The sequence below is a fragment of the Streptomyces sp. KL2 genome (assembly GCF_046529545.1).
In the GTDB taxonomy this organism is placed as follows: Bacteria; Actinomycetota; Actinomycetes; order Streptomycetales; family Streptomycetaceae; genus Streptomyces; species Streptomyces radiopugnans.
Window position 1 is genome coordinate 5,546,271 of sequence record NZ_CP127170.1, and the last position, 19,960, is coordinate 5,566,230.

15 protein-coding genes are annotated in these 19,960 nt (G+C 74.6%); 9 read left to right on the plus strand and 6 right to left on the minus strand.

Annotated elements, in window-relative coordinates; translation table 11 throughout:
• The first annotated feature begins 47 nt into the window (after nt 1–47).
• The 3 genes from QPK52_RS24915 to QPK52_RS24925 all read left to right on the plus strand — a co-directional run bounded on the left by QPK52_RS24915 (nt 48) and on the right by QPK52_RS24925 (nt 5,813).
• The gene (locus QPK52_RS24915; RefSeq protein WP_410539721.1) at nt 48–1,925 is read left to right on the plus strand and encodes an HSP90 family protein; all 1,878 of its coding nucleotides are present in this window, start codon (nt 48–50) and stop codon (nt 1,923–1,925) included.
• The gene (locus QPK52_RS24920) at nt 1,925–4,882 is read left to right on the plus strand and encodes a hypothetical protein (protein ID WP_410539722.1); all 2,958 of its coding nucleotides are present in this window, start codon (nt 1,925–1,927) and stop codon (nt 4,880–4,882) included. Before QPK52_RS24915 ends, QPK52_RS24920 begins: the two co-directional genes overlap by 1 nt.
• 193 nt (nt 4,883–5,075) lie before the next feature.
• A complete protein-coding gene (locus tag QPK52_RS24925; protein ID WP_410539723.1) occupies nt 5,076–5,813 on the plus strand; it encodes a peptidoglycan recognition protein in 738 nt (245 codons plus the stop codon).
• Between the two features lie 139 nt (nt 5,814–5,952).
• Here the strand turns inward: QPK52_RS24925 and QPK52_RS24930 are convergent, their stop codons facing one another.
• From QPK52_RS24930 to QPK52_RS24945, 4 genes are all read right to left on the minus strand, one after another.
• Nucleotides 5,953–6,387, minus strand: a complete 435-nt coding sequence (locus QPK52_RS24930) for a subtilase-type protease inhibitor (protein WP_410539724.1) — start codon at nt 6,385–6,387, stop codon at nt 5,953–5,955.
• Nucleotides 6,388–6,808: 421 nt separating this feature from the next.
• Nucleotides 6,809–7,729, minus strand: a complete 921-nt coding sequence (locus QPK52_RS24935; protein ID WP_410539725.1) for a slipin family protein — start codon at nt 7,727–7,729, stop codon at nt 6,809–6,811.
• A gap of 181 nt (nt 7,730–7,910) precedes the next feature.
• Complete coding sequence (locus QPK52_RS24940; RefSeq protein WP_410539726.1) at nt 7,911–9,473, minus strand: sodium:solute symporter family protein; 1,563 nt, start codon at nt 9,471–9,473, stop codon at nt 7,911–7,913.
• 224 nt (nt 9,474–9,697) lie between these two features.
• Entirely contained in the window at nt 9,698–10,624 is a 927-nt protein-coding gene (locus QPK52_RS24945; RefSeq protein WP_410539727.1) for a 5-dehydro-4-deoxyglucarate dehydratase, read from the minus strand.
• Nucleotides 10,625–10,915: 291 nt separating this feature from the next.
• Here QPK52_RS24945 and QPK52_RS24950 point away from each other — a divergent pair, with 291 nt between their 5' ends.
• Complete coding sequence (locus QPK52_RS24950) at nt 10,916–11,746, plus strand: NAD-dependent epimerase/dehydratase family protein (RefSeq protein WP_410539728.1); 831 nt, start codon at nt 10,916–10,918, stop codon at nt 11,744–11,746.
• A 22-nt stretch (nt 11,747–11,768) separates the two neighbouring features.
• On the opposite strand, the gene QPK52_RS24955 is transcribed toward QPK52_RS24950, so the two are convergent.
• Complete coding sequence (locus QPK52_RS24955; RefSeq protein ID WP_410539729.1) at nt 11,769–14,780, minus strand: SpoIIE family protein phosphatase; 3,012 nt, start codon at nt 14,778–14,780, stop codon at nt 11,769–11,771.
• Between the two features lie 177 nt (nt 14,781–14,957).
• Here QPK52_RS24955 and QPK52_RS24960 point away from each other — a divergent pair, with 177 nt between their 5' ends.
• Nucleotides 14,958–17,021 (plus strand): sensor histidine kinase, encoded by a 2,064-nt coding sequence (locus QPK52_RS24960; RefSeq protein ID WP_410539730.1) that lies wholly within the window; start codon nt 14,958–14,960, stop codon nt 17,019–17,021.
• A gap of 31 nt (nt 17,022–17,052) precedes the next feature.
• On the opposite strand, the gene QPK52_RS24965 is transcribed toward QPK52_RS24960, so the two are convergent.
• Complete coding sequence (locus QPK52_RS24965) at nt 17,053–17,388, minus strand: SCO4225 family membrane protein (RefSeq protein ID WP_410539731.1); 336 nt, start codon at nt 17,386–17,388, stop codon at nt 17,053–17,055.
• Nucleotides 17,389–17,576: 188 nt separating this feature from the next.
• Here QPK52_RS24965 and QPK52_RS24970 point away from each other — a divergent pair, with 188 nt between their 5' ends.
• The 4 genes from QPK52_RS24970 (at nt 17,577) to QPK52_RS24985 (ending at nt 19,906) form a co-directional block, all read left to right on the plus strand.
• A complete protein-coding gene (locus QPK52_RS24970) occupies nt 17,577–18,248 on the plus strand; it encodes a response regulator (protein ID WP_410540470.1) in 672 nt (223 codons plus the stop codon).
• Between the two features lie 311 nt (nt 18,249–18,559).
• Nucleotides 18,560–18,934: an SCO4225 family membrane protein gene (locus QPK52_RS24975; RefSeq protein ID WP_410540471.1), complete on the plus strand. Its 375-nt coding sequence runs from the start codon at nt 18,560–18,562 to the stop codon at nt 18,932–18,934.
• Between the two features lie 133 nt (nt 18,935–19,067).
• Complete coding sequence (locus QPK52_RS24980; RefSeq protein ID WP_410539732.1) at nt 19,068–19,487, plus strand: PPOX class F420-dependent oxidoreductase; 420 nt, start codon at nt 19,068–19,070, stop codon at nt 19,485–19,487.
• Between the two features lie 221 nt (nt 19,488–19,708).
• The gene (locus QPK52_RS24985; RefSeq protein WP_410539733.1) at nt 19,709–19,906 is read left to right on the plus strand and encodes a hypothetical protein; all 198 of its coding nucleotides are present in this window, start codon (nt 19,709–19,711) and stop codon (nt 19,904–19,906) included.
• The last annotated feature ends 54 nt before the right edge of the window (nt 19,907–19,960 follow it).

The window sequence follows — 19,960 nt, forward strand, 5'->3', positions numbered from 1 at the left end:
CGCCGACCCGCACCCCCTCCCGCCGCCCACGGAAGAAAGCCCATCCGGTGTCCCAGCATCAGACGTCCCACACCTTCCAGGTCGATCTGCGCGGCCTGGTCGACCTGCTCTCCCACCACCTCTACTCCAGCCCCCGCGTCTACCTGCGCGAACTGCTGCAGAACGCGGTGGACGCCATCACCGCCCGCCGGGCCCTGCACCCGGACGCCCCCGCCCGGATCACGGTGGAGACCGGCGAGACGCTCACCGTCACCGACACCGGCGTCGGCCTGTCCGAGAAGGACGTCCACACCTTCCTCGCGACGATCGGCCGCAGCTCCAAGCGCTCCGCCGACGGAGGCCTCGACGGAACGGCCATCGCCTCGGCCCGTTCGGAGTTCATCGGCCAGTTCGGCATCGGGCTGCTCGCCTGCTTCGTGGTGGCCGACGAGATCACCGTGGTCAGCCGCTCTGCGGCCACTCCCGACGCGCCGGTCGTCGAATGGCGCGGCCGCGCCGACGGCAGCTACACCATCCGCACCCTGCCCCCGCACACCAGGCCGGAGCCGGGCACCACGGTGCGGCTGACCCCCCGCGCGGACGGCACCGAGTGGACGCGCCCCGACCGGGTGGTGGAGCTGGCCCGGCACTACGGCGGCCTGCTGCGGCACGAGGTCACCGTGACCGACGCCCGCGGCACGGCCACCCGGATCGATCGGACCCCGCCGTGGGAGGAGCGCCACGCCTCCCCACGGGCCCGCCGCGAGGCGCTGGCCGAGCACTGCCGCTCCACCTTCGGCTTCACCCCGCTGGACACCGTCGAGCTGGACCTGCCCGTCGTCGGGCTGCGCGGCGTCGCCTACGTCCTGCCGACCGCCGTCAGCCCCTCCCAGCGGGCCGGCCACCGGGTGCACCTCAAGGGCATGCTCCTGTCGGACCAGGCGTCCGAGCTCCTGCCCGACTGGGCGTTCTTCGTGCGCTGCGTGGTGGACACCACCGGCCTGCGGCCCACCGCCTCCCGCGAGGCGCTGTACGAGGACGAGACGCTCGACGCCGTACGCGAGGCGCTCGGCAACCGGCTGCGCGACTGGCTCACCGGCCTGGCCGCCGGCGACCCCACCCTCCTGCACCGCTTCATCGAGACCCACCACCTGGCCGTCAAGGCGCTGGCCCGCCACGACGACGCGCTGCTGCGGATGCTGCTGCCGTGGCTGCCCTTCGAGACGACCGACGGCAACGTCACCCTGGACGAGTTCGCCCGCAGCCACCCCACGATCCTGGTCACCCGGAGCGTGGAGGAGTTCCGGCAGGTCGCGCCGATCGCCGCGGCGGCCGGCCTCGGAGTCGTCAACGGCGGCTACACCTACGACCGGGACCTGGTGCACCGGCTGCCGGAGATACGCTCCGGCACCACCGTCGACGACCTGGACCCTGCCACCGTCACCGCGCACCTGGACGCGGTGGAGCCCGCCGCCGAACTGGCCGCGGCCTCCTTCCTGGCCGTGGCCCGCGAGGTGATCGGCGTCCACGACTGCGACGTGGTGCTGCGCAGCTTCCAGCCGGTGACCGCTCCCGCCCTCCTGCTGGACAACCGGGAGGCCCGGCACGAGCGCACCCGCTCCGAGCTGGCCGGTGCCGGCGACGGGCTGTGGGCCGACATCCTCGGCTCACTTCGCACCGAGGCCCCCCGCGCCCAACTGGTCCTCAACCATCTCAACCCGCTGGTCCGCCGCGCGGCGACGATCACCGAACGCGGGCTGGCCACCGCCACGGCGGAGGCGCTGTACGGACAGGCGCTGCTGCTCAGCCGCCGCCCGCTGCGCGCCGCCGAGAGCGCGCTGCTCAACCGGGCCTTCCTCGGCCTGCTCGACCACGCCATGCACGACCACGCCACGCACGACCGGGCCGGCGGCCAGGGCGGCCCGGCCCCCCGGAAGGAGCCGTGATGCTGGAGACCCCGGAGGCCGTGCTCGACGCGCTGCGGGAGAACAACGACCGCCCCTACGGCCTGCCCAGGACGGTGACCGCCGAGGAACTGGTCGAAGCCGCCGAGCAGTTCGAGGACAAGGGCGTCCTGGTCACCGCGCTGCTGGAGCTGATGGAGGCCTACGAGTACACCGGCGAGCACCGCAAGTCGCCGGTGGTCTTCGCCCGTCTGCTCCGGCTGTGGGACGACGACCGGAGCGCCTTCAGCGAGTGGGAGGGCCATCAGGTCTACTGGCGCTTCAAGTGGGTGACGACCTCGCTGCTGGAGGTGCCGGACGTACCGCTGGCCACCGTCGAGCAGTGGATCGGCCGGATGCGCGAACGCTACCGCGAGGCCGGCCACGGCATGCAGCCGGTGGCGGCCATGGCCCACCGCGTCGCGCTGCACACCGGCAGCGGCCTGGAGTCCGCCTACGACCTGTGGGTGACCCGCCCCCGGGAGCGGCTGAGCGACTGCGAGGCGTGCGAGATACGCCACCGGGCGCTGCACCACGTCCTCCTCGGGGAGGACGAGCAGGCCCTGCGGATCTGGGAGCCGCTGTTCGCCGGGGCCGTGAGCTGCCAGGAGGAGCCCTACGTCAGCCACGCCTTCGCGCTGCTGCCCCTGCTGCGCACCGGCCGTGCCGACGAGGCCCGCTCGCACCACCTGGCCGGATACCGCTACGCCCGCGGAAAGACGGGGATGGCCGAGGAGATCGGCCTCCACCTGGAGTTCTGCGCCCTGACCCGCAACGAGGGCCGCGGGCTGGAGATCCTGGCCGAGAACCGCGAGCTGTTCGGCGTCACCGGCGCCCCCAAGGCGCGGCTGGCCTTCCTCACCGGCGTGCAGGTGCTGCTCGGCCGTCTCGTGGCGCAGGGGTACGCCGACACCCCCGTCGCCGGACCGCCCGGGCGGCAGTGGACGGCGCGGACGCTGAACGACGAGATCGGGGCCGAAGCGGACGCACTGGCCGCGGCCTTCGACCGGCGCAACGGCACGGCGGCGGTCGGCGAGCGCCGCCGTGCGCGCCTGGAGCGGCACCCCCTGCTGGAGGAGCCCCTCGCGCTGGGGCTGCGCGTCACACCGCTGACCGGCCCGAAGGACGGCGCGACCGCCCCGGAGCCCGTGCCCGCGCCGGCCGCCGCGCACCGGGTGGCGATCCCCGGGGACTTCGCCGAACTGGTCGCCGAGGCACGGCGGCTGGCCGATGAGGGGCACCCCGGCGACACACCGCTGTGGGAACGCGTCGCCGAGCGCGTGGCCGCCGACGGATACGTCCACGACCCCGCTCTCGGCCCCCTGGACCTGCTCCTGGCCGAGCTGGCCGAGCAGCGCGCGTTCGCCGCGGACGAGCGGGGCGGGAGCGGTCGGGCCGCGATGGCCGAGGCGGTCGCCCTCTACGCCCGGGCCGGCCTGCCCTGGCACGAACTGGCCGCCCGAGCCCGCCTGGCCTGCCGGCCCGAGGCCGGACAGGGGCGGAGCGGGGGGCCCGGCGGGGAGACCGCCGACCACCTCGCGGTACGGCGGGAGCTGGCACCCCTGCTGGAGTCGGCCGAACGGATGCTCCCCGGCGGGGACCGGGAGCCGGAGGCGGACTTCCGGCCGGACAAGTACCTCGTCGTACTCCACTGCCGGGCCTTCGCCGCGCACAACGAGCTGGCCGACGCGCTGCCGGACGCCGGCCCGGAGGCCGTGGCGCGCTTCGAGGAGGCGGTCGGGGCACTGCACGCGGCGGCCGAACGCTGGGAGATCCCCCACCAGAGGGCCGCCGCCCACCTCTACGAAGCCGACGTCGCCGCCCGTAGCGGGCGCATCGAGGATGCCGTCGAACGGCAGCGGCGCTCCCAGGAGATCCTGGAGCAGGCCGGCACCCCGTGGCGTGCGACCCGCGGCATGCTGCTGCTGGGCCAGATCCTGATGCGCACCGGCCGGCCCGGGGAGGCGGCCGAGGTGTTCCGGCAGGCCATGGCCCGGGCCGCACGGTACGACGACCGCTCCTTCCCGGCCACGGCCGTCCACGCGATGCTCGGCCACGCCTGCCGGCACGCCGGTGAGCTCTCCGGAGCGGTCCGCCACCTGTCCGAGGCCGCGGCCCGGATGGACCGGGAGGGCGACCACAACGGCGCCGCCGAGTGCCGTCTGGAACTCGCCGACGCCCTGGCCGCCTCCGGGCAGCCGGAGGACGCCGTCGCGGTGCTGGAGTCCGTGGCCCGCGGGGGCGGCGCGGAATCCGGCGATCCGATCGACGAGAGGCTGCTGGCCCAGGTCCGCCTCACCCTCGCCCGGGGCCTGACGGAGCTGGCGGAGCACCGCGCGGCGGCCGAGGAGTTCCTGGGCCTGGCCGACACGGTGGCCGGGTGGGAGGAGCAGTTCACCCACACCATGGTCGCCTCCCAGGCGGCGGCCGCGCTGGCCCGGGCCGGCCGCCCGGAGGCGGCCGGGGCCGCACGCGAGCGCGCTCTGGAGTCCCACCGCCGGGCGCCGAGCCCGGTACCGGTGCTGGAGATGCTCCGGGACTTCGCCGATCTCGCCACGCGCGGTGAGGAGGACGGCCTGGAGGCGGCGCTCGGCCACCTGGCCACCGCCGACGAGCTGCTGGCCGAGGTCCCCGAGGACCCGGAGGAGTTCCCCCACTGGTACCACGCCGGCCACAACCACCTGTGCCGCGCCCGCTGCCTGGCCCGCGCCGAGCGCTTCGAGGAGGCGCTGGCCGAGGCGGACCGGGCCGACTCGCGCCTGGCGGAGGGCGGCCCGGACGGGGAGGCGGGCCGGGCGGAGACGGCGCGGCTGGCCGCCCTGGTCGAGGGCAACGGGCTGGGCCGGCCGAAGGACGCCGTGGCCCGCCTGGACGCGGCGGCCGGCCGCTGCGCCGAGGCGGGCCTGGAGGAGGCGGCCAGGATCCTCACCGCCCTGCGCGAGGACATGGCCTCCCGCTGAACCGCGCCCGGCCGGGCCGGCACGCCGCCCCGGCCGGGCGGTCCACGTTCCGCCGCGCGGCCGGGCCGGCCCCGCGGCCATGCCCTTTTCCGGCCCCTGAGCTGCGCGAACGCCTTCCCCGGGGGCTGTTTGCCGTCACCCGACCGGCTCCGTCGGCCGCGAGATCCGCGACACGCGGGGGCAGTGTGGGGGCATGTGGTACCCACGACTCGTGCTGGGCGCCGCCCTTCTGCCGCTGGCGCTGCTGGTGGCGCGGGACGTTCCCGCCCACCTCCTCGAACCCCCGGTGCCGGAAGCCGCCGGCCCCGCCGACCCGTACACCGCGCCACAGCCCGCGGTCGTCAGCCGGAAGGCCTGGCGCGCCGACGAGAACCTGGTCAGGGAGGAGGCCAGCTACACGGGTCCGGTGAGCGCCGTCTTCGTCCACCACACCGGCCACCCCAACGGCTACGACTGCTCGGACGTCCCGCGGATGCTGCGGGCGCTGGAGGCCGACCACATCGAGGGCCAGGGGTGGGACGACATCGGCTACAACTTCGTCGTGGACAGGTGCGGGACCATCTACGAGGGCCGGGGCGGCGGCATCGGGCGCCCGGTGTACGGCGCCCACACCAAGGGCTTCAACCGCAACAGCGTCGGTGTGGCGGCGCTGGGCACCTTCGGGGCGGGGGAGGAGGTGCCGCGCGAGGTGGTCGAGGCGATCGCCGAGGTAGCGGCGTGGAAGCTGCGGCCCGGCGCGGACCCGCAGGGCAGGGTGCGGCTGGTCTCGACGAACGACGAGAGCCGCTACGACAAGGGCGAGTCCGCGACGTTCGACGTCATCTCGGGTCACCGCGACAGCCACCGGACCGACTGCCCCGGCCAGGCGCTGTACGACCGCCTGCCGGAGATCCGCGCGGAGACCACCCGCCTGCGCGGCCCCGGCTCCTGACGGCCCCGGCGCCACCGGCTCCGCGGCCCCGCGGGACACCGGCCCGGCCCGCAGGCACGAGGCCGCCGCCGTGCGTACGGCGGCGGCCTCCGGGGTGTCCGGGTACGGTGCGGGTTCCGGGCCGGGACCGCACCCGGGCTCAGAAGGAGAAGACCGCGGGCGCGGCGTCCGCCATGACGCAGGCGTTGGAGAAGGTGTGCGCGTACGAGATCCTGCGGCCCTCCCAGACCCCGTCGGCGGTCACGGTGACCGGATCCCAGACCATCGGGCACATGCGGTCGCCGCCGGACTCGACCAGCGAGGCGAACTCGCCGTCCACGGAACGCAGCTCGCCGCATGCCTCGGCGGGGGCCGGGTGGGTGCCGCCCGGCGCCGGCGAACAGCTCAGCACGGCGGCCCGCAGCACGGCGGCCGTCACCGGGTCCTCCCCCTTGCCGACGGTGAGCACCAGGGCCGAGGAGGCGTACAGCCCTCGGGGCTGCGCGGGCGAAGCGGCCGCGGTGGCCGCCGAGCCCGCCAGGCAGGTGACGGCCAGGGCGGTGCCCACCCCCAGGCCCTTGATGGCGTACCGCATTTCGAACACTCCTTGGTTCGGTTCGGCAGATTCCGGACAGGAGTCTTGCCGGAGCGAACCGCGAGCGCACATCGGACGGATCACTTCAGGTCACCTTCGGCGACGTTGTGGTGGCCCAGAGTACCGGCGGGCAGCTCATGAGCCCTCCGAGCCCCTTGGGGGAGGTGTCCGCCATGCGGACGAAGGAGGGCGCGGAATCCGGAACCAAGGCGGTGAACTGCCGTTTCGCGGAAAGAACCGCCTCGTCCGGGTGCTGCACCTCGGCCGGAAACCGCCGTGGCCTCCCTTCGGCCGGCGGCGCCGGGTGCGGGCGGGGCCCCGCGAGCCCGTCCGCGGCGTGCGCGGCCCCGGCGCGGCCGCGGTCACGACACGCCGTGACGCCCGGCGGCCCGGGGGCGTCCCGGGCCGCCGGGCGCGTGCCTCACCCTTCCCCGGCCCGCTGTCCGTCGCTCCCGGATTCCGCCGGAGCCCTGGCGGGGGAAGCCGCCGCGTACGAGGTCTGCGCGGGCGGGACCGCGGCCTGTGCGGAGGGCGGGGGCGCCGCGCCCGGCCGGGGGCTCTGCTGCGGAGCCTGCTGCGGGGCCTGCTGCGCCTTCTCCAGGAACCGCAGCAGTTCGACGGGGAAGGGCAGGACCAGGGTGGAGTTCTTCTCGGCGGCGACGGCCACCACCGTCTGCAGAAGCCGCAGCTGAAGCGCCGACGGCGTGTCGGCCATCTGCTGCGCGGCCTCCGCCAGCTTCTTCGACGCCTGGAACTCGGCGTCGGCGTTGATGACGCGGGCCCGCCGGTCGCGCGCGGCCTCCGCCTGGCGGGCCATCGACCGCTTCATCGTCTCCGGCAGGGAGACGTCCTTGATCTCGACCCGGTCGACGTGGACGCCCCAGCCCACGGCCGGGCTGTCGATCATCAGCTCCAGGCCCTGGTTCAGCTTCTCCCGGTTGGACAGCAGATCGTCCAGATCGCTCTTGCCGATGATGGAGCGCAGCGAGGTCTGGGCCATCTGGGAGACCGCGAAGCGGTAGTCCTCCACCCGGACGATCGCGTCGACGGGGTCGACGACCTTGAAGTACACGACGGCGTCGACCCGGACGGTCACGTTGTCCCTGCTGATGCCCTCCTGCGCGGGCACCGGCAGGGTCACGATCTGCAGGTTGACCTTGCGCATCCGGTCGACGAACGGAACGATCATGGTGAAGCCCGGCCGGCGTACGTCCTTCATGACCCGTCCGAGCCGGAAGACCACCCCGCGTTCGTACTGTTTGACCACCCGGGCCGCCAGCGCGACGTAGACGGCGCAGACGCAGAGCAGCACGATCCCCGCCGCCGCGAGTCCCTGGAGCATCGCAGACACCTACTGTCATGGATTGAACTGTTTTCCTGTCCCTTTTGCCCGATATTTACGATAGCTCCGTATGGGTGTCAGGGGGAGACCCGTCTCCGGGGCGCCGGGGACCGTGCGGTGGTGGTGGCCGCTCCCGGACGCGGCGGCGCCCCGGGCGCACCGGGCCCGGGGCGGTTCCCGCTCAGCGGGTGGCGACCGTGCCCGACACGGCGTCGCCGTCGGAGGAGGGCGGATGGTCGACGAACCTCCGCTCCACCTCGGCCCTCTCGGCCTCCGACGGGTCGCTGTCGAGGGAGTCGAGCAGCGCGTCGCGCGCCGTGCTGCCCTCCGGCCGCACCAGCCCGACGACGATGTACAGCGTCAGCGAGGTGAGGACCGGCAGGCCGACGCTCGCGGTCTGGCCGGCGTCCTCCACCCCCCAGTAGAGGTACGCCCAGACCGCCAGGCCGCCCGCCCAGGAGATGAGCGCCGCGCGCGGTCCGTGGCGCCGGAACCAGGGCAGCAGGCCCAGCATCAGCGGAATGGAGATCGGCCCCATGGTGGCGGCGACGATGCTCACCACGACCGTCATGATGAAGCCGTCCGGGTCGGCGAGGAGCGCGAGGACCATGCTGAACGTGACGAAGGCGACCGTGGTGATCCGCGCGAACAGCAGCTGCCCGGCCTCCGTCAGGCGCCGTACGCGAGGGACGACCACCGGGGCGAGGTCGCGGGTGATGACGGCGGTGATGACGTTGGAGTCGGAGGCCACCATGGCCATGGTGTGGGAGAAGAAGCCGGCCAGGAGCAGTCCGATGAGACCGGCGGGCAGCAGTTCCTGGGCGAGCATGATGTACGACCTCTCGCCGTCGTCCAGGCCGGGGACGACGAGCGGTGCGGCGATCATCGGGACGAAGAGGATGAACGGCCACACGATCCACAGGAAGCTGGAGAGCAGCGCCGACCTCCTGGCCCGGGAGCCGGAGGGCGCGGCCATGTAACGCTGCGCCAGGTTCCACATGCCGCCGTTGTACTCGAAGGTCTTCACCAGCAGGAACGCCATGATCAGCCCGGTGGTCACGGGGCCGTTGACCGGGTCGCCGCGGTCGGCCGGGAGGTCGCCCCACATCGTCCAGAGCGTGGCCACCCCGTCGAGGTGGGCGAAGAGCGCGAAGAGCATCGCGAAACCGGCGACGGCCTGGATGACGAACTGGCCGAAGTCGGTGAGGACGTCGGCCCACAGTCCGCCGAAGGCCATGTAGAGCATGGTGCAGGCGCCGGTCAGGGCGATGCCCCACACCAGCGGGATGTCCGCGAAGCCCTGGAGCAGCAGCGCGATGGCGACCCACTTCGCGGCGATGTCCACCACCTTGAGCGCGGTGCCGCTGTAGGCGAGGACCTGCTGGGTGGGCAGGTTGTAGCGGACGGCGAGGTAGGCGAGCGGCGAGTTGACGCCGTGTCTGGCGCGCAGCCGGTTCCAGCGCGCGGCGAAGAGGAAGGCGCCGACACCGATACCGACCCCGATGGTGAGGGGCCACCAGAAGTAGACGGTGACGCCGTGGTCGTACGCGACCGCGGCGAAGGTCACGAACATGATCGCGCTGTAACCGGACATGTGGTGCGATATCCCGGAGAGCCACCACGGGATGCGGCCGCGGGCCGTGAAGAAGTCGGCGATGGTGTGGATGCGTTTCCTCGACCAGAGGCCGATGCCCACCATCACGAGGAAGTACGCGCCCAGCACGGTCCAGTCCAGTGCGGCCATGACGGCTCCTTAGTTCATAGATGTGAACTTCTGTCAACTCTATGAATGCGTGCCGTCACAGTAGAAGCGCCCTCATGGGGCGTCAATACGCGTGAACGGACCGGAGCGGCAAGGAGGCGGGGAGGGTTGGGCGCACAGGCTGCCGTTCATGTATGTATATGTCGTTCCGTTCCATGCCGGGAAGGTGCGTGCGCGGAGACCCTGTCCGGGCCTCCGCGCACGTCTCACGCCAGCAGGGTGCGCCCGTGTTCCATCAGGGCGGACAGCTCCTCGATGTGCGCGCCGTCCGGCTCGCTCAGCGGGGGCCGCACTCCGCCCACGTCCAGGCCGCGCAGGCGCACCCCGGCCTTGACCAGCGAGACCGCGTAGCCGCGGCCCTTGTTCCGCAGCTCCACCAGAGGGCGGTAGAAGCCGTCGAGCAGGCGTCGCACGGTGGCGTCGTCGCCTCCGGTGAAGGCGCGGTGGAAGGCGACGGCGATCTCCGGCGCGAAGCAGAAGGCGGCGGAGGAGTAGAGGCCGACCCCGATGCCCCGGTAGGCGGGGCAGGTGAGTTCGGCCGTGGGCAGCCCGTTGAAGTACAGGAACTCACGGCCGGGCTCCGCGGTGCGTACGGCGCTGACGATCCGCTGCATCAGGTCGAGGTCGCCGACACCGTCCTTCAGGCCCGCGATCCCGGGGTGGCGGGCGAGCTCGGCCACGGTGGCCGGAGCGAGGACGGCGTTGTCCCGCTGGTAGACGATGACGTCCAGCCCGGTGGCGTCGGCCAGGGCGGTGTAGTGGTTCCGCAGCCCCTCCTGGTCGGGTGCGACCAGATAGGGAGGCATGGCGAGGAGCCCGTCGGCGCCCGCCTCCTCGGCGATGCGGGCGTACCTCACGGCGAGGGCGGTGCCGTAGCCGGTGCCCGCGACCACCGGCACCCGTCCCGCCGCCTCCGCCACCGCCGCGGAGACGCACGCGCCGAACTCCTCGGGGGTAAGGGCGTGGAACTCGCCGGTGCCGCAGCAGGCGAAGACGGCGGCGGCGCCGGCGTCCACGCCGCCGCGCACGTGGGCGCGGAACACGTCGGTGTCGAGGGCGCCGTCCGGTCCGTACGCGGTGACGGGGAAGAAGAGCAGGCCGTCGAGCCGGGCGGCGAGAGGAGGTTTGGTCACGGCACTCCCTGGGTGTCACGGGGCGGCAGATGATGTACACATTCACGACCGCTGTCCATATTCATGAACGCCGTTACGGTAGGACAGGGATTCGCTGCGGTCAAGGCGGTCGATTGCCGAAGGCATGTTGCCGGGGTGAGGGTTGAGAAAGCGCTTTCCCCTACACTTGACGATGTTGGGGCGAGTCCATACCGTCTCCACAGTTGTGAATGACGTTCGGTGACCGCTCCTGCGTCGAGCCCGCTCCGGCGTGTGCGCGCCGGCCTCCCCACCGCACCGAGGAGACAGCCCATGCCCGCCCCCAGAACCGTCCTGCTCACCGGTGCCGCGGGCGGCCTCGGCACCCTGATGCGGGAACTGCTCCCCTCCCACGGCTACACCCTCCGGCTCCTCGACGTCGCCCCCGTCGGTCCGCTCCCCGGAGCGGAGGAGCGGACCGAGGAGACGATCACCGCCGACCTCGCGGACCGGGCGGCGCTGCGGGAGGCCGTGCGGGGCGTGGACGCCGTCGTCCACCTCGCCGGGATCTCCCTCGAGGCCCCCTTCGAGAAGATCGTGCGGGCGAACATCGAGGGCACCTACAACCTCTACGAGGCGGTCCGGGAGGAGGGCGTCGGGCGTGTCGTCTTCGCCTCCTCCAACCACGCCGTCGGCTACACCCCCCGTCCGGGCGAGGGCGATCCGCTGATCCCGGTGGACACCCCGCGCCGCCCCGACACCTTCTACGGGCTGTCGAAGTGCTTCGGCGAGGACCTGGCCCAGCTCTACTGGGACCGGCACGGCATCGAGACCGTCTCCGTCCGCATCGGCTCCTGCTTTCCCGAGCCCACGACGGTGCGGATGCTCTCGGTCTGGATGAGCCCCGCCGACGGGGCCCGGCTGCTGCACGCCGCCCTGACCGCCGAGGGGGTCGGGCACACCGTGGTCTACGGCTCCTCCGCCAACACCCGGCTGTGGTGGGACCTCTCCTCGGCGCGGGCTCTGGGGTACGAGCCGCAGGACGACTCGGAACCGTACGCGGCCAAGCTCATCGCCGAGCAGGGCGAACTCGATCCGGGCAGGCCGGAGCACGCGTGTCTGGGCGGCCACTTCACCACCGACCCGCCGATCTGGCCGCACTGATCCGCCGCCGCGCGGCGGCGGATCAGCCGAGGTCGTCGAACATGGCCAGCAGCGCCTGCTCGTCCGCCTCCTCCGGCGCGGGCTCCCCCCGGTCCCCGCCCGAGTGCCCGGAACCGGGGCGCCCGGAGTGCGGCACCTGCTCGGCCCACACCGTCTTGCCCCGCGCCATGTAGCGGACTCCCCAGTTCCTGGTGAACTGCGCCACCAGGAACAGGCCGCGCCCGCCCTCCTCGGTCACTCCGGCGCGCCGGATGCGCGGAGAGGAGTTGCTGCGGTCGGAGACCTCGCAGATCAGGGACGCGCCGCGCAGCAGCCGCAGCCGCACCGGCCCCCCGCCGCCGTACCGCACGGCGTTGGTGAACAGTTCGCTCACCACCAGGCCGGTGCCGTACTCCAGGTCCGGCAGGCCCCACTCGTCCAGCTGCCGCCGTGCCAGTGCCCTGGCCTCGGACACCACCGAAGGGTCGGAGGGCAGCTCCCAGGACGCCACCCGGTCGGCGGGCAGCGCGTGCACACGGGCCAGCAGCAGCGCCACGTCGTCACGGGTGCTGTCACGGGGGCCGTCCGGCGGGCCGTCGCGCGGGCCGTCGGGCAGCAGGGTGTCCGTGACCCGGCCGCAGATCCGTTCCAGCGACACCTCCGGCCGCGGTGAGGGCTCGGGCTCCGGCGAGGAGTCCGGCGGCGGCTTCGGGCCGCGCAGCGCGGACGCGAGCAGCGCCATGCGTGCGCCGATGTCGCCGTAGGCGCGGCCCTCCTTGAGGAGGCCGTCGGTGTACAGCGCCAGCAGACTGCCCGAGGGCAGCTCCACGGTGGCGGACTCGTAGGGCTGGAGTCCGCCGAACCCCAGTGGTGGGCCGGCCGGCAGGTCCAGCGTCCGCGTTCCCCCGTCGGGAAACACGGCGACGGGCGGCGGATGCCCGGCCCGGGCGGCCGTGCAGCGGCAGATCACCGGGTCGTACACCGCGTACAGGCAGGTCGCGGCCGTGGCCGGGTCGTCGGGCGCGCGGCCGACCAGATCGTCCAGGTGGGCCAGCACCTCCTCCGGAGGCATGTCCAGGTCGGCGAGGGTGCGCACCGCCGTGCGCAGCCGCCCCATGGTCGCCGCCGCCTCCAGCCCGTGGCCCGCCACGTCCCCGACGACCAGGGCCGAACGCATCCCGGACAGCGGGATCGCGTCGAACCAGTCGCCGCCCACCCCGCTCCTGACGTCGGCGGGCAGGTAGCGGTGGGCGAGGTCCACGGCGGCCAGCCGGGGCGTGTCGCGCGGCAGCAGGCTGCGCTGCAGGGTCAGGGCGGCGTCGCGCTCCCGGCTGAAGCGGCGGGCGTTGTCCACGCTGATCGCCGTGCGGGCCGCCAGTTCGCCCGCCAGGGCCAGGTCGTCCTCCTCGTAGGGACGTGCCCTGCCACGCCGGTAGAAGCCGGCCAGGCCCAGGACCGCGCCCCTGGCGCGCAGCGGTGCGGCCAGATACGAGTGCTCGCCCTCGCCCAGCAGCCCGCGGATCAGTTCGGCGGGGTGGGCGTCGTCCGGGGAGGACGCCGCCAGGAGCTCGGTCCGCACCGAGTCCGCGACCGGCCGCCCGGTGCCGAGGCACCTGGCCTGCGGCGTGCCGGGCGCGTAGTCGACGGGGGCGTCCGCGCCGCCGCCGCGCGGGTCGTCGGCCTCCCCGCCGGTCCGCACGGCCCGTACGGCCACCCGGCGCAGCGCCGGCGCCGCGCCGGGAGCTCCCGGCGGAGGCTCCTCGCCGGCCAGGACGTCTTCGGCCAGGTCCACCACGACGACGTCGGCGAACCTCGGTACGGCGATCTCCGCCAGCTCCTCCGCCGTGCGCCGTATGTCCAGTGTGGTGCCGATACGGGTGCCCGCCTCGTTCAGCAGCGACAGCCGCCGGCGGGCCTCGACGGCCAGGCGGCCGACGCCCGGCTCGCCCACCATCAGCAGCCATGCGTCGGGGCCGCCGCCCTCCGTCCCGCCGGGCCGCCGCTCCCGCTCCGCCTCCCGTGCCCCCGCCGTCTCCTCCCGCGCCCCCGCTCCCTCCCGTACGCCCTGAGGCCGCCCGGTGGGGGACGGCGGGCGCAGCAGAGGCACCCTCCGGCCGTCCGGGCCGTCCGCCGTGGCCGCGGGCGGTCCCGGGACGGTGGCCGTGGAAGGGGGCTTTCGGAAGCTGATCTCGACGGCGGCGCCCTCCGCGTCGCCGTGGTGCAGGAGCCTGCGCCGCAGTGCCGCCACCCGCCCGCCCGTCAGCGGCACCTCGGCGAACGTCTCGCTGCTCGAGGAGATCAGCTCGGTGGCGGTCTCCAGCAGCGCCAGTTCCTCCCGCGGGGCCAGCCGGGGCGCCGCCTCGCTGCGGCGGATCGGCGCACCCGTGGCGAGATCGATCTCGGTGTGCTCGCCGCGCCGCCTGGCCCGCAGGAAGGACTCCATCAGGCCGCGCTCCCTGGCCGACCCCATCTCCAGCAGCCGCTCGCCGATGCGGTCGGTGGCCTCCTGGAGCATCAGCGCCATCCCGGGCCTGGCCAGCTCCATGGGGACGGAGAGGTTCACCGCCCCCTGCACGGTGCCGCCCACCGGATCGCGCACCGGGGCGGCCATGCAGGTCAGGGTCTTGAGGCTGTGCAGGAAGTGCTCGTGTCCGACGACCACGAACGGGGCCCGGGTGCTCAGCACCATGCTGACGCTGCTGGTGCCCATGAACCGCTCGTCGACGTTGGCGCCCGGGGCGAGGGAGGCGGCGTCCATCAGCTCCAGCCCCCTGGCCTCCCCGAGCCGGTCGACGATGGTGGCCCGCGAGTCGGTCAGCACCAGGGTGACGGGCATCCCGGAGAACCGCTCGTACAGCCGCCGCAGTACCGGCATGGCGGCCCTGACCAGCCGGGAGTCCGGATCCAGGTCGCTCGCGACGGGCAGCGCGGGGTGCTCCTGGTCGATGCCGAGCAGACGCGATCGCTGCCAGGAGGCGAGGATCTCCGCGCGCACCTCGGGAGTGGACGGCCGCTCACCGCGACCGTCCCCCGCGAGGATCGGGAAAGAAGTCACCAGAACAAAATAATAGGACAAAAGGTGCACACGTTCATGTTGGTGCGCTCGGTGGCGGCCGGGAGGCCGCGCAGCGGTGCGGCACGGCCGACCCGTCCGCGTGTCCGCCCGCCGGCCTGTCCGCGGGCCGGACGCGCCGGCGGACGGGGCCGGACGCGCCGCTATGGTTCCCGGAACATGGAGCTACCACGGTCCTGGCTGCCGCCCGCCGCCCTCGCCGCCGCGCAGGTCGCGTGGTGGCCCCTCGACGCACTGCGCTCCGGCGGCGCCGCCCCGGGGCCGGTGGCGGTGGGCGCCGGTCTGCTGGCGGTGTGCCTGGCCGCCTCCGTCCTCGGCCTGCGGCGGCAGGCACCGGTGGGCGCGCTGGCAGGCGTCACCGCCGTGGCGGTCCTCGGGCCGGCCGCCTCGTTCCCCGGCGCGCTGGACGTGTTCGGCAGCGCCGGTGTGGCCCTCGCCCTGCACGCGGTGGCGGTGCGGTGCGAGGCGGCCGCCATCGTGATCGCGGGCGCGGCCCACCTGTGCTGGCAGCTGCTGTGGGGCACCGTGCTGTACGGCGGGAGCCGGGGCGCCGCCGCCGGCCTCGTCCTCGCCGCCCTGCCGCACCTGGTCGGCATCGGCACCGGTCTGGGCAGGCGCCGCCGGCTGGCCGCCCGGCACGCCGCCGCCGCACGGCTGGCCAGGGCCGAGGAGGAGCGGAGCAGGGCCGCCGACGAGGAGCGCCACCGGCTGGCCCGCGAACTCCACGACGTCGGCGCCCACCATCTGACCTCGGTCGTGGTCACGGCCGAGGCCGCGCGCAGGCTCGGCGGCTCCAGGCCCGAACTGGCCGCCGAGGCGCTGGAGACCGCGGCGCGCGACGGCCGCGAGACCGTGTCCACACTGCGTGAACTGGTGGCGGTGATGCGCACCGAGGCGGAGGTGGAGCCCCGCACCTGGAACGGCCGCGTCGCCGAACTCGCCACCGGTGTGGGCGGGTTGGGCGGCCCCGTGGAGACCGACATCCGGGCGGACCTGCCGGGGCGGGTGGGCGAGACCGTCTTCGGGATCGTGCGGGAGGCCCTGACGAACACGCTGCGCCACGCCCCCGGCGCGGCCGTACGGGTCACCGTCGGACACCGCGGCGGCCTGCTGGAGATGACCGTCGACAACGACGCCCCGCCGGCCGGCACGGTGCCGCACGCGTCCGGCGCCGTGCACGGTCTGGGGGCGGGGCGCGGCCTGGCCGGGATGCGGGAGCGCGCGGCAGCGGCCGGCGGGCGCCTGACCGCGGGACCCCGCCCCGGCGGAGGCTGGCGGGTGCGGGCCGAACTGCCCGCCGACGGTCCGGCGCCCGCGGCGGCCCCGTCGGACGGGCGCGGGCCCCGCCGGCTCGCGCGCGTCCGGCGGCCGAGCCGGCGGCGAGTGGCCCAGGTGCTCCTCGCCCTGTTCGCCGTCCTCAACCCGCTGGTCCCCGCGCTGACGACCCGGACGGTCGGCTCCGCGCCCCACGGGCCGGCGGCCGACGCGCTGTACCTGCTGCTGACGGCGGTCCACGCACTGCCGCTGCTGTGGCGGCGGCGCGCCCCCCTGGCGGCGCTGGCGGCCGCTCTGGCCACCGCGTGGCTGTGGCCGGCGGCGGCCCTGTCCGGAGCGCTGCCCCCGGAGGCGCTGCCGCTGCTGTGGGTGGGCGCGGGGGTGGAGATCGCCGCGGTGTACTCCGTGGCGGCCCACGGCCGGTACGGCCGCGGAGCCCGGTGGGCCGCCCCCGCGACGGGACTGCTCCTGGGCGCCGCGGTGGGCGCGAGCGCCGTCGCCGCCGGGCTGCTGCCGGACCGGTTCACCGGACCGGCGGCGCATCTTCCGGTCACCGTGCCGCTCACCGCCGCCCTGGTGTTGGTCTTCGCGGTGGTGTGGCGGGCGGGCGCCGCCGTGCGCGCCCGTGGCGCCCGTACCGCCGCCCGTGAGCGGGCGGCGGTCCAGGAGGCCGTACGGCAGGCGGCGGAGGCGGTGCGCGCCCAGCGGCAGCACGTCGCCGAAGGGCTGCGCGGAACCGTCCTGGAGCGGGCGGGCCGGGTGGTGCGCAGCGCCGAGGAGGGACGGCTGGAGGACGTGGCGGCCGAGGCGCGGGCGGCGCTGGCCGCCATGCGCGAGCTGCTCGCCACCCTCCACGAACCCGGCGGCCGGCCCGCCCGGACGCCGGACGAGGGGACCCCGGCGCGGGAAGGCGCCTCCGCGCCGCCGCGGACGGCGGTGGGCCCCTGAGCGAGGCGCCGCGGGCAGGCGGGACGTCAGCTCACCGGGCGTCGCCGGTGCTCCTCCTGCCCCGCCCCAGCGTACGTACGCACCAGTTGATCAGGGCGGCGTTCGCCAGGGCGCTCACGACGACGATCGACAGATAGGCGAGGATCCCCTCCCCGGGCGCGAGCAGGAACAGCACGCTCAGCGGAGCGGTGGCCAGCAGGGGGACGACCCCCGCCATGGAGGCGTCCTCGTGGCTCACGAGGAAGGCGTCCGCCAGCACCCACACCAGCAGGGCGCCGCACAGCGCGAGATAGGCGCGGGCCGTCCACGTCCCGGCCACCGCCGAGGCGGCGCGCCGCACACGCCGCCGGTGCCGTGCACCGTCCACCCCGCCCCCCGATCCATCCCCGTGTCCCCGTGCCCGTCCCCGGTCCCCGCCGCCGGCGGGGGCGCCGTCCAGACTATCCCGCCCACCGGGACGGAGCCGGGCGGACGGGAGCGGACGGGCCCGTGCGCATGGGACGATGAAGCCCAGTCGGCCGGAGCGTCCACCGGCCCGGGGCAGGGGGTGGACCCATCGCCGTTCGTGTGCTGGTCGTCGACGACCAGGCCGTCGTCCGCGCGGGCTTCGCCGCGATCGTCGACGCCGAACCGGACCTGTCGGTGGTCGGCGAGGCCGCCGACGGCGCCACGGCCGTGGAACTGACGGCGGAACTCGACCCCGACGTGGTGCTGATGGACATCCGGATGCCCGGCATGGACGGACTGACGGCCACCCGGCTGATCGCCGGCGGCCCGGCCCGGGCCCGTGTCCTGGTGCTCACCACCTTCGACCTGGACTCGTACGTCTTCGAGGCCCTGTGCGCCGGGGCCTCCGGATTCCTGCTCAAGGACGCCCGGGCCGACGACCTCCTGGCCGCCGTCCGCGTCGTCGCCTCCGGCGACGGCATCCTGGCACCGGCGGTGACCGGCCGCCTCATCGCCGCCTTCGCACAGGGCGGGCCGGTCCGCCCCGAGGCCGGCGGGGCGTTGGAGCGGCTCACCCCCCGCGAGCGGGAGGTGCTGCTCCTGGTCGCCTCGGGACTGACCAACGCCGAGATCGGCGAGCGCCTGGGAGTCTCCACAGGGACGGTCAAGACCCATGTGAACGCCCTGTTCGGCAAGTTGGGGCTGCGCGACCGGGTCCAGGCGACCATCCTGGCCTACGACACCGGGCTGATCAGGCCGCGCACCACCTCCACGCGGTAGGCGCGCCCCGCCGGTCCGTCCCGGCCGGTCCGCCCTCGGCCGGGCGAAGGCCGCCCGCGGTGCCCGGCCGACCGCCGGTACGAGACCCCTCTACCCAGAGGTAGAGGAGAGGTTCCTGCCGGTGGCCGAGGAGTTCGCGGGTTCCCCGGCGCGATCCTGGAGTCACAGGCCGGCACGGCCCACCGGACCCCGCACCCCCGGGAGGGACGGTGTGTGCCGCACGTCGGCCGACGAGCGCCGCGAACCCCCGTGGAACGCGCGGCACGACGGGCAGCGAACGACGAACGGGAAGAAAGAGACAGGTGAGCGAGATGGCCGTGCACGACGGTACGCGGGGCAACGGGGACAGGGACGGGAACGGGGGCGGCAAGGGGCGGCTTCCGCTGCGCGTCGGAGGCGTCGCGGACAACTGGCCCGCCCGGATCTACCTGGCGGTGTGCGCGGCACTGGTGCTGTGGGTCGTGCTGGACGCGGCGGTCCTCCCGCACGAGGACGCCTCGATGGCGGGGGTGTGGCCCGTGGCGGCCACCGCCCCGACCAGTCTGCTCGCCCTCGCCGTGCCGCTGCCCGACGGCCCCGTCGGGGCGGCGCTCCTGCTGGGCCTGGTCTCACTGGCCGCCGTGGTCAACGCATGGGTGTTCAGCGCCGTGCTGCGCCGGGTCCGCACGCGCACCGCACACGCCTGAGGCCTCGCGCGGGTGGCGCGACGCCGCCGCCCGCACCCGTGAGTGCTCCCGCGATCGGCGCCGGCGGTGTGTGATGCTGGGCGGGACCAAGCCGGTCGGACGGCGTACAGCGATGTGCCGAGGAGTGCCACTTATGTCGAAGCCACCGCTTCCCGAAGCGGCCGTGACCATGCTGGAGAAGGCCAATCCGGCCGTCATCACGACCCTGCGGCCGGACGGCCAGCCGGTGTCCACCGCCACCTGGTACCTGTGGGACGACGGCCGGGTGCTGGTGAACATGGACGAGGCCCGCAAACGGCTGCGGCACGTGCGCGACGACCCCCGTGTCACCCTCACCGTGCTCGACGAGGGCAACTGGTACACCCACGTCAGCCTCATCGGCCGCGTCGCCGAGATCCGCGACGATCCGGAGTTCGCCGACATCGACCGGCTGGCCCGCCACTACCTCGGCGAGCCGTATCCGCGGCGGGACCGCCGCCGCGTCAGCGCCTGGATCGAGATCGACCGCTGGCACGGCTGGGGCTCGCTGAAGGACAGCGACCAGCCCGGATGACACCTCACCGGCCTTGTGCCCGCCCCTCACATGAGGGGGCGGGCACAAGGCCGTCCGGATGCGGGCGGGCACCACGGGCCCGGCGGCGGACCGCGGGGCGGAAGACGGGCCGTGCCCGGGCCGCGAGGCCCGGTCGAGGGGGCCGCGAGCCGGCAGGAGTGTTCTCCTCCGTACGGGGCACCGGTCGATGACAGCCCGGTTCGGTTGTTCCAGGAGGCACCGTGACGGAAACCATCGTTCTCATCCTCGGCCTGGTGGTCGCGCCCATAGCCGCCCTGGCCCTGCTCACCTGGGGTCTGAACGGCACCGTGTGGCTGCTGGACCGCTTCGCCGGCCGGAGGGAGGCGGTGGCGCGGACCGTGCGGTGGCGAGCGCCGCGGACGAGCCCGGGCGGTGGCGCCGAGACCCTTCCCCGCTGACTTCCCGCCGCCTCCCCTGCAGCCTCCATGCCGGTTCTCCGCGGGCTCTCCGCT

What these genes read in the sequence shown, in the direction of transcription:
- QPK52_RS24920 (WP_410539722.1), top strand. Translation starts at nt 1,925, where the DNA reads ATGCTGGAGACCCCGGAGGCCGTGCTCGACGCGCTGCGGGAGAACAAC.
- QPK52_RS24925 (WP_410539723.1), top strand. Translation starts at nt 5,076, where the DNA reads ATGTGGTACCCACGACTCGTGCTGGGCGCCGCCCTTCTGCCGCTGGCG.
- QPK52_RS24930 (WP_410539724.1), bottom strand. Translation starts at nt 6,387, where the DNA reads ATGCGGTACGCCATCAAGGGCCTGGGGGTGGGCACCGCCCTGGCCGTC.
- QPK52_RS24935 (WP_410539725.1), bottom strand. Translation starts at nt 7,729, where the DNA reads ATGCTCCAGGGACTCGCGGCGGCGGGGATCGTGCTGCTCTGCGTCTGC.
- QPK52_RS24940 (WP_410539726.1), bottom strand. Translation starts at nt 9,473, where the DNA reads ATGGCCGCACTGGACTGGACCGTGCTGGGCGCGTACTTCCTCGTGATG.
- QPK52_RS24950 (WP_410539728.1), top strand. Translation starts at nt 10,916, where the DNA reads ATGCCCGCCCCCAGAACCGTCCTGCTCACCGGTGCCGCGGGCGGCCTC.
- QPK52_RS24960 (WP_410539730.1), top strand. Translation starts at nt 14,958, where the DNA reads ATGGAGCTACCACGGTCCTGGCTGCCGCCCGCCGCCCTCGCCGCCGCG.
- QPK52_RS24975 (WP_410540471.1), top strand. Translation starts at nt 18,560, where the DNA reads ATGGCCGTGCACGACGGTACGCGGGGCAACGGGGACAGGGACGGGAAC.
- QPK52_RS24980 (WP_410539732.1), top strand. Translation starts at nt 19,068, where the DNA reads ATGTCGAAGCCACCGCTTCCCGAAGCGGCCGTGACCATGCTGGAGAAG.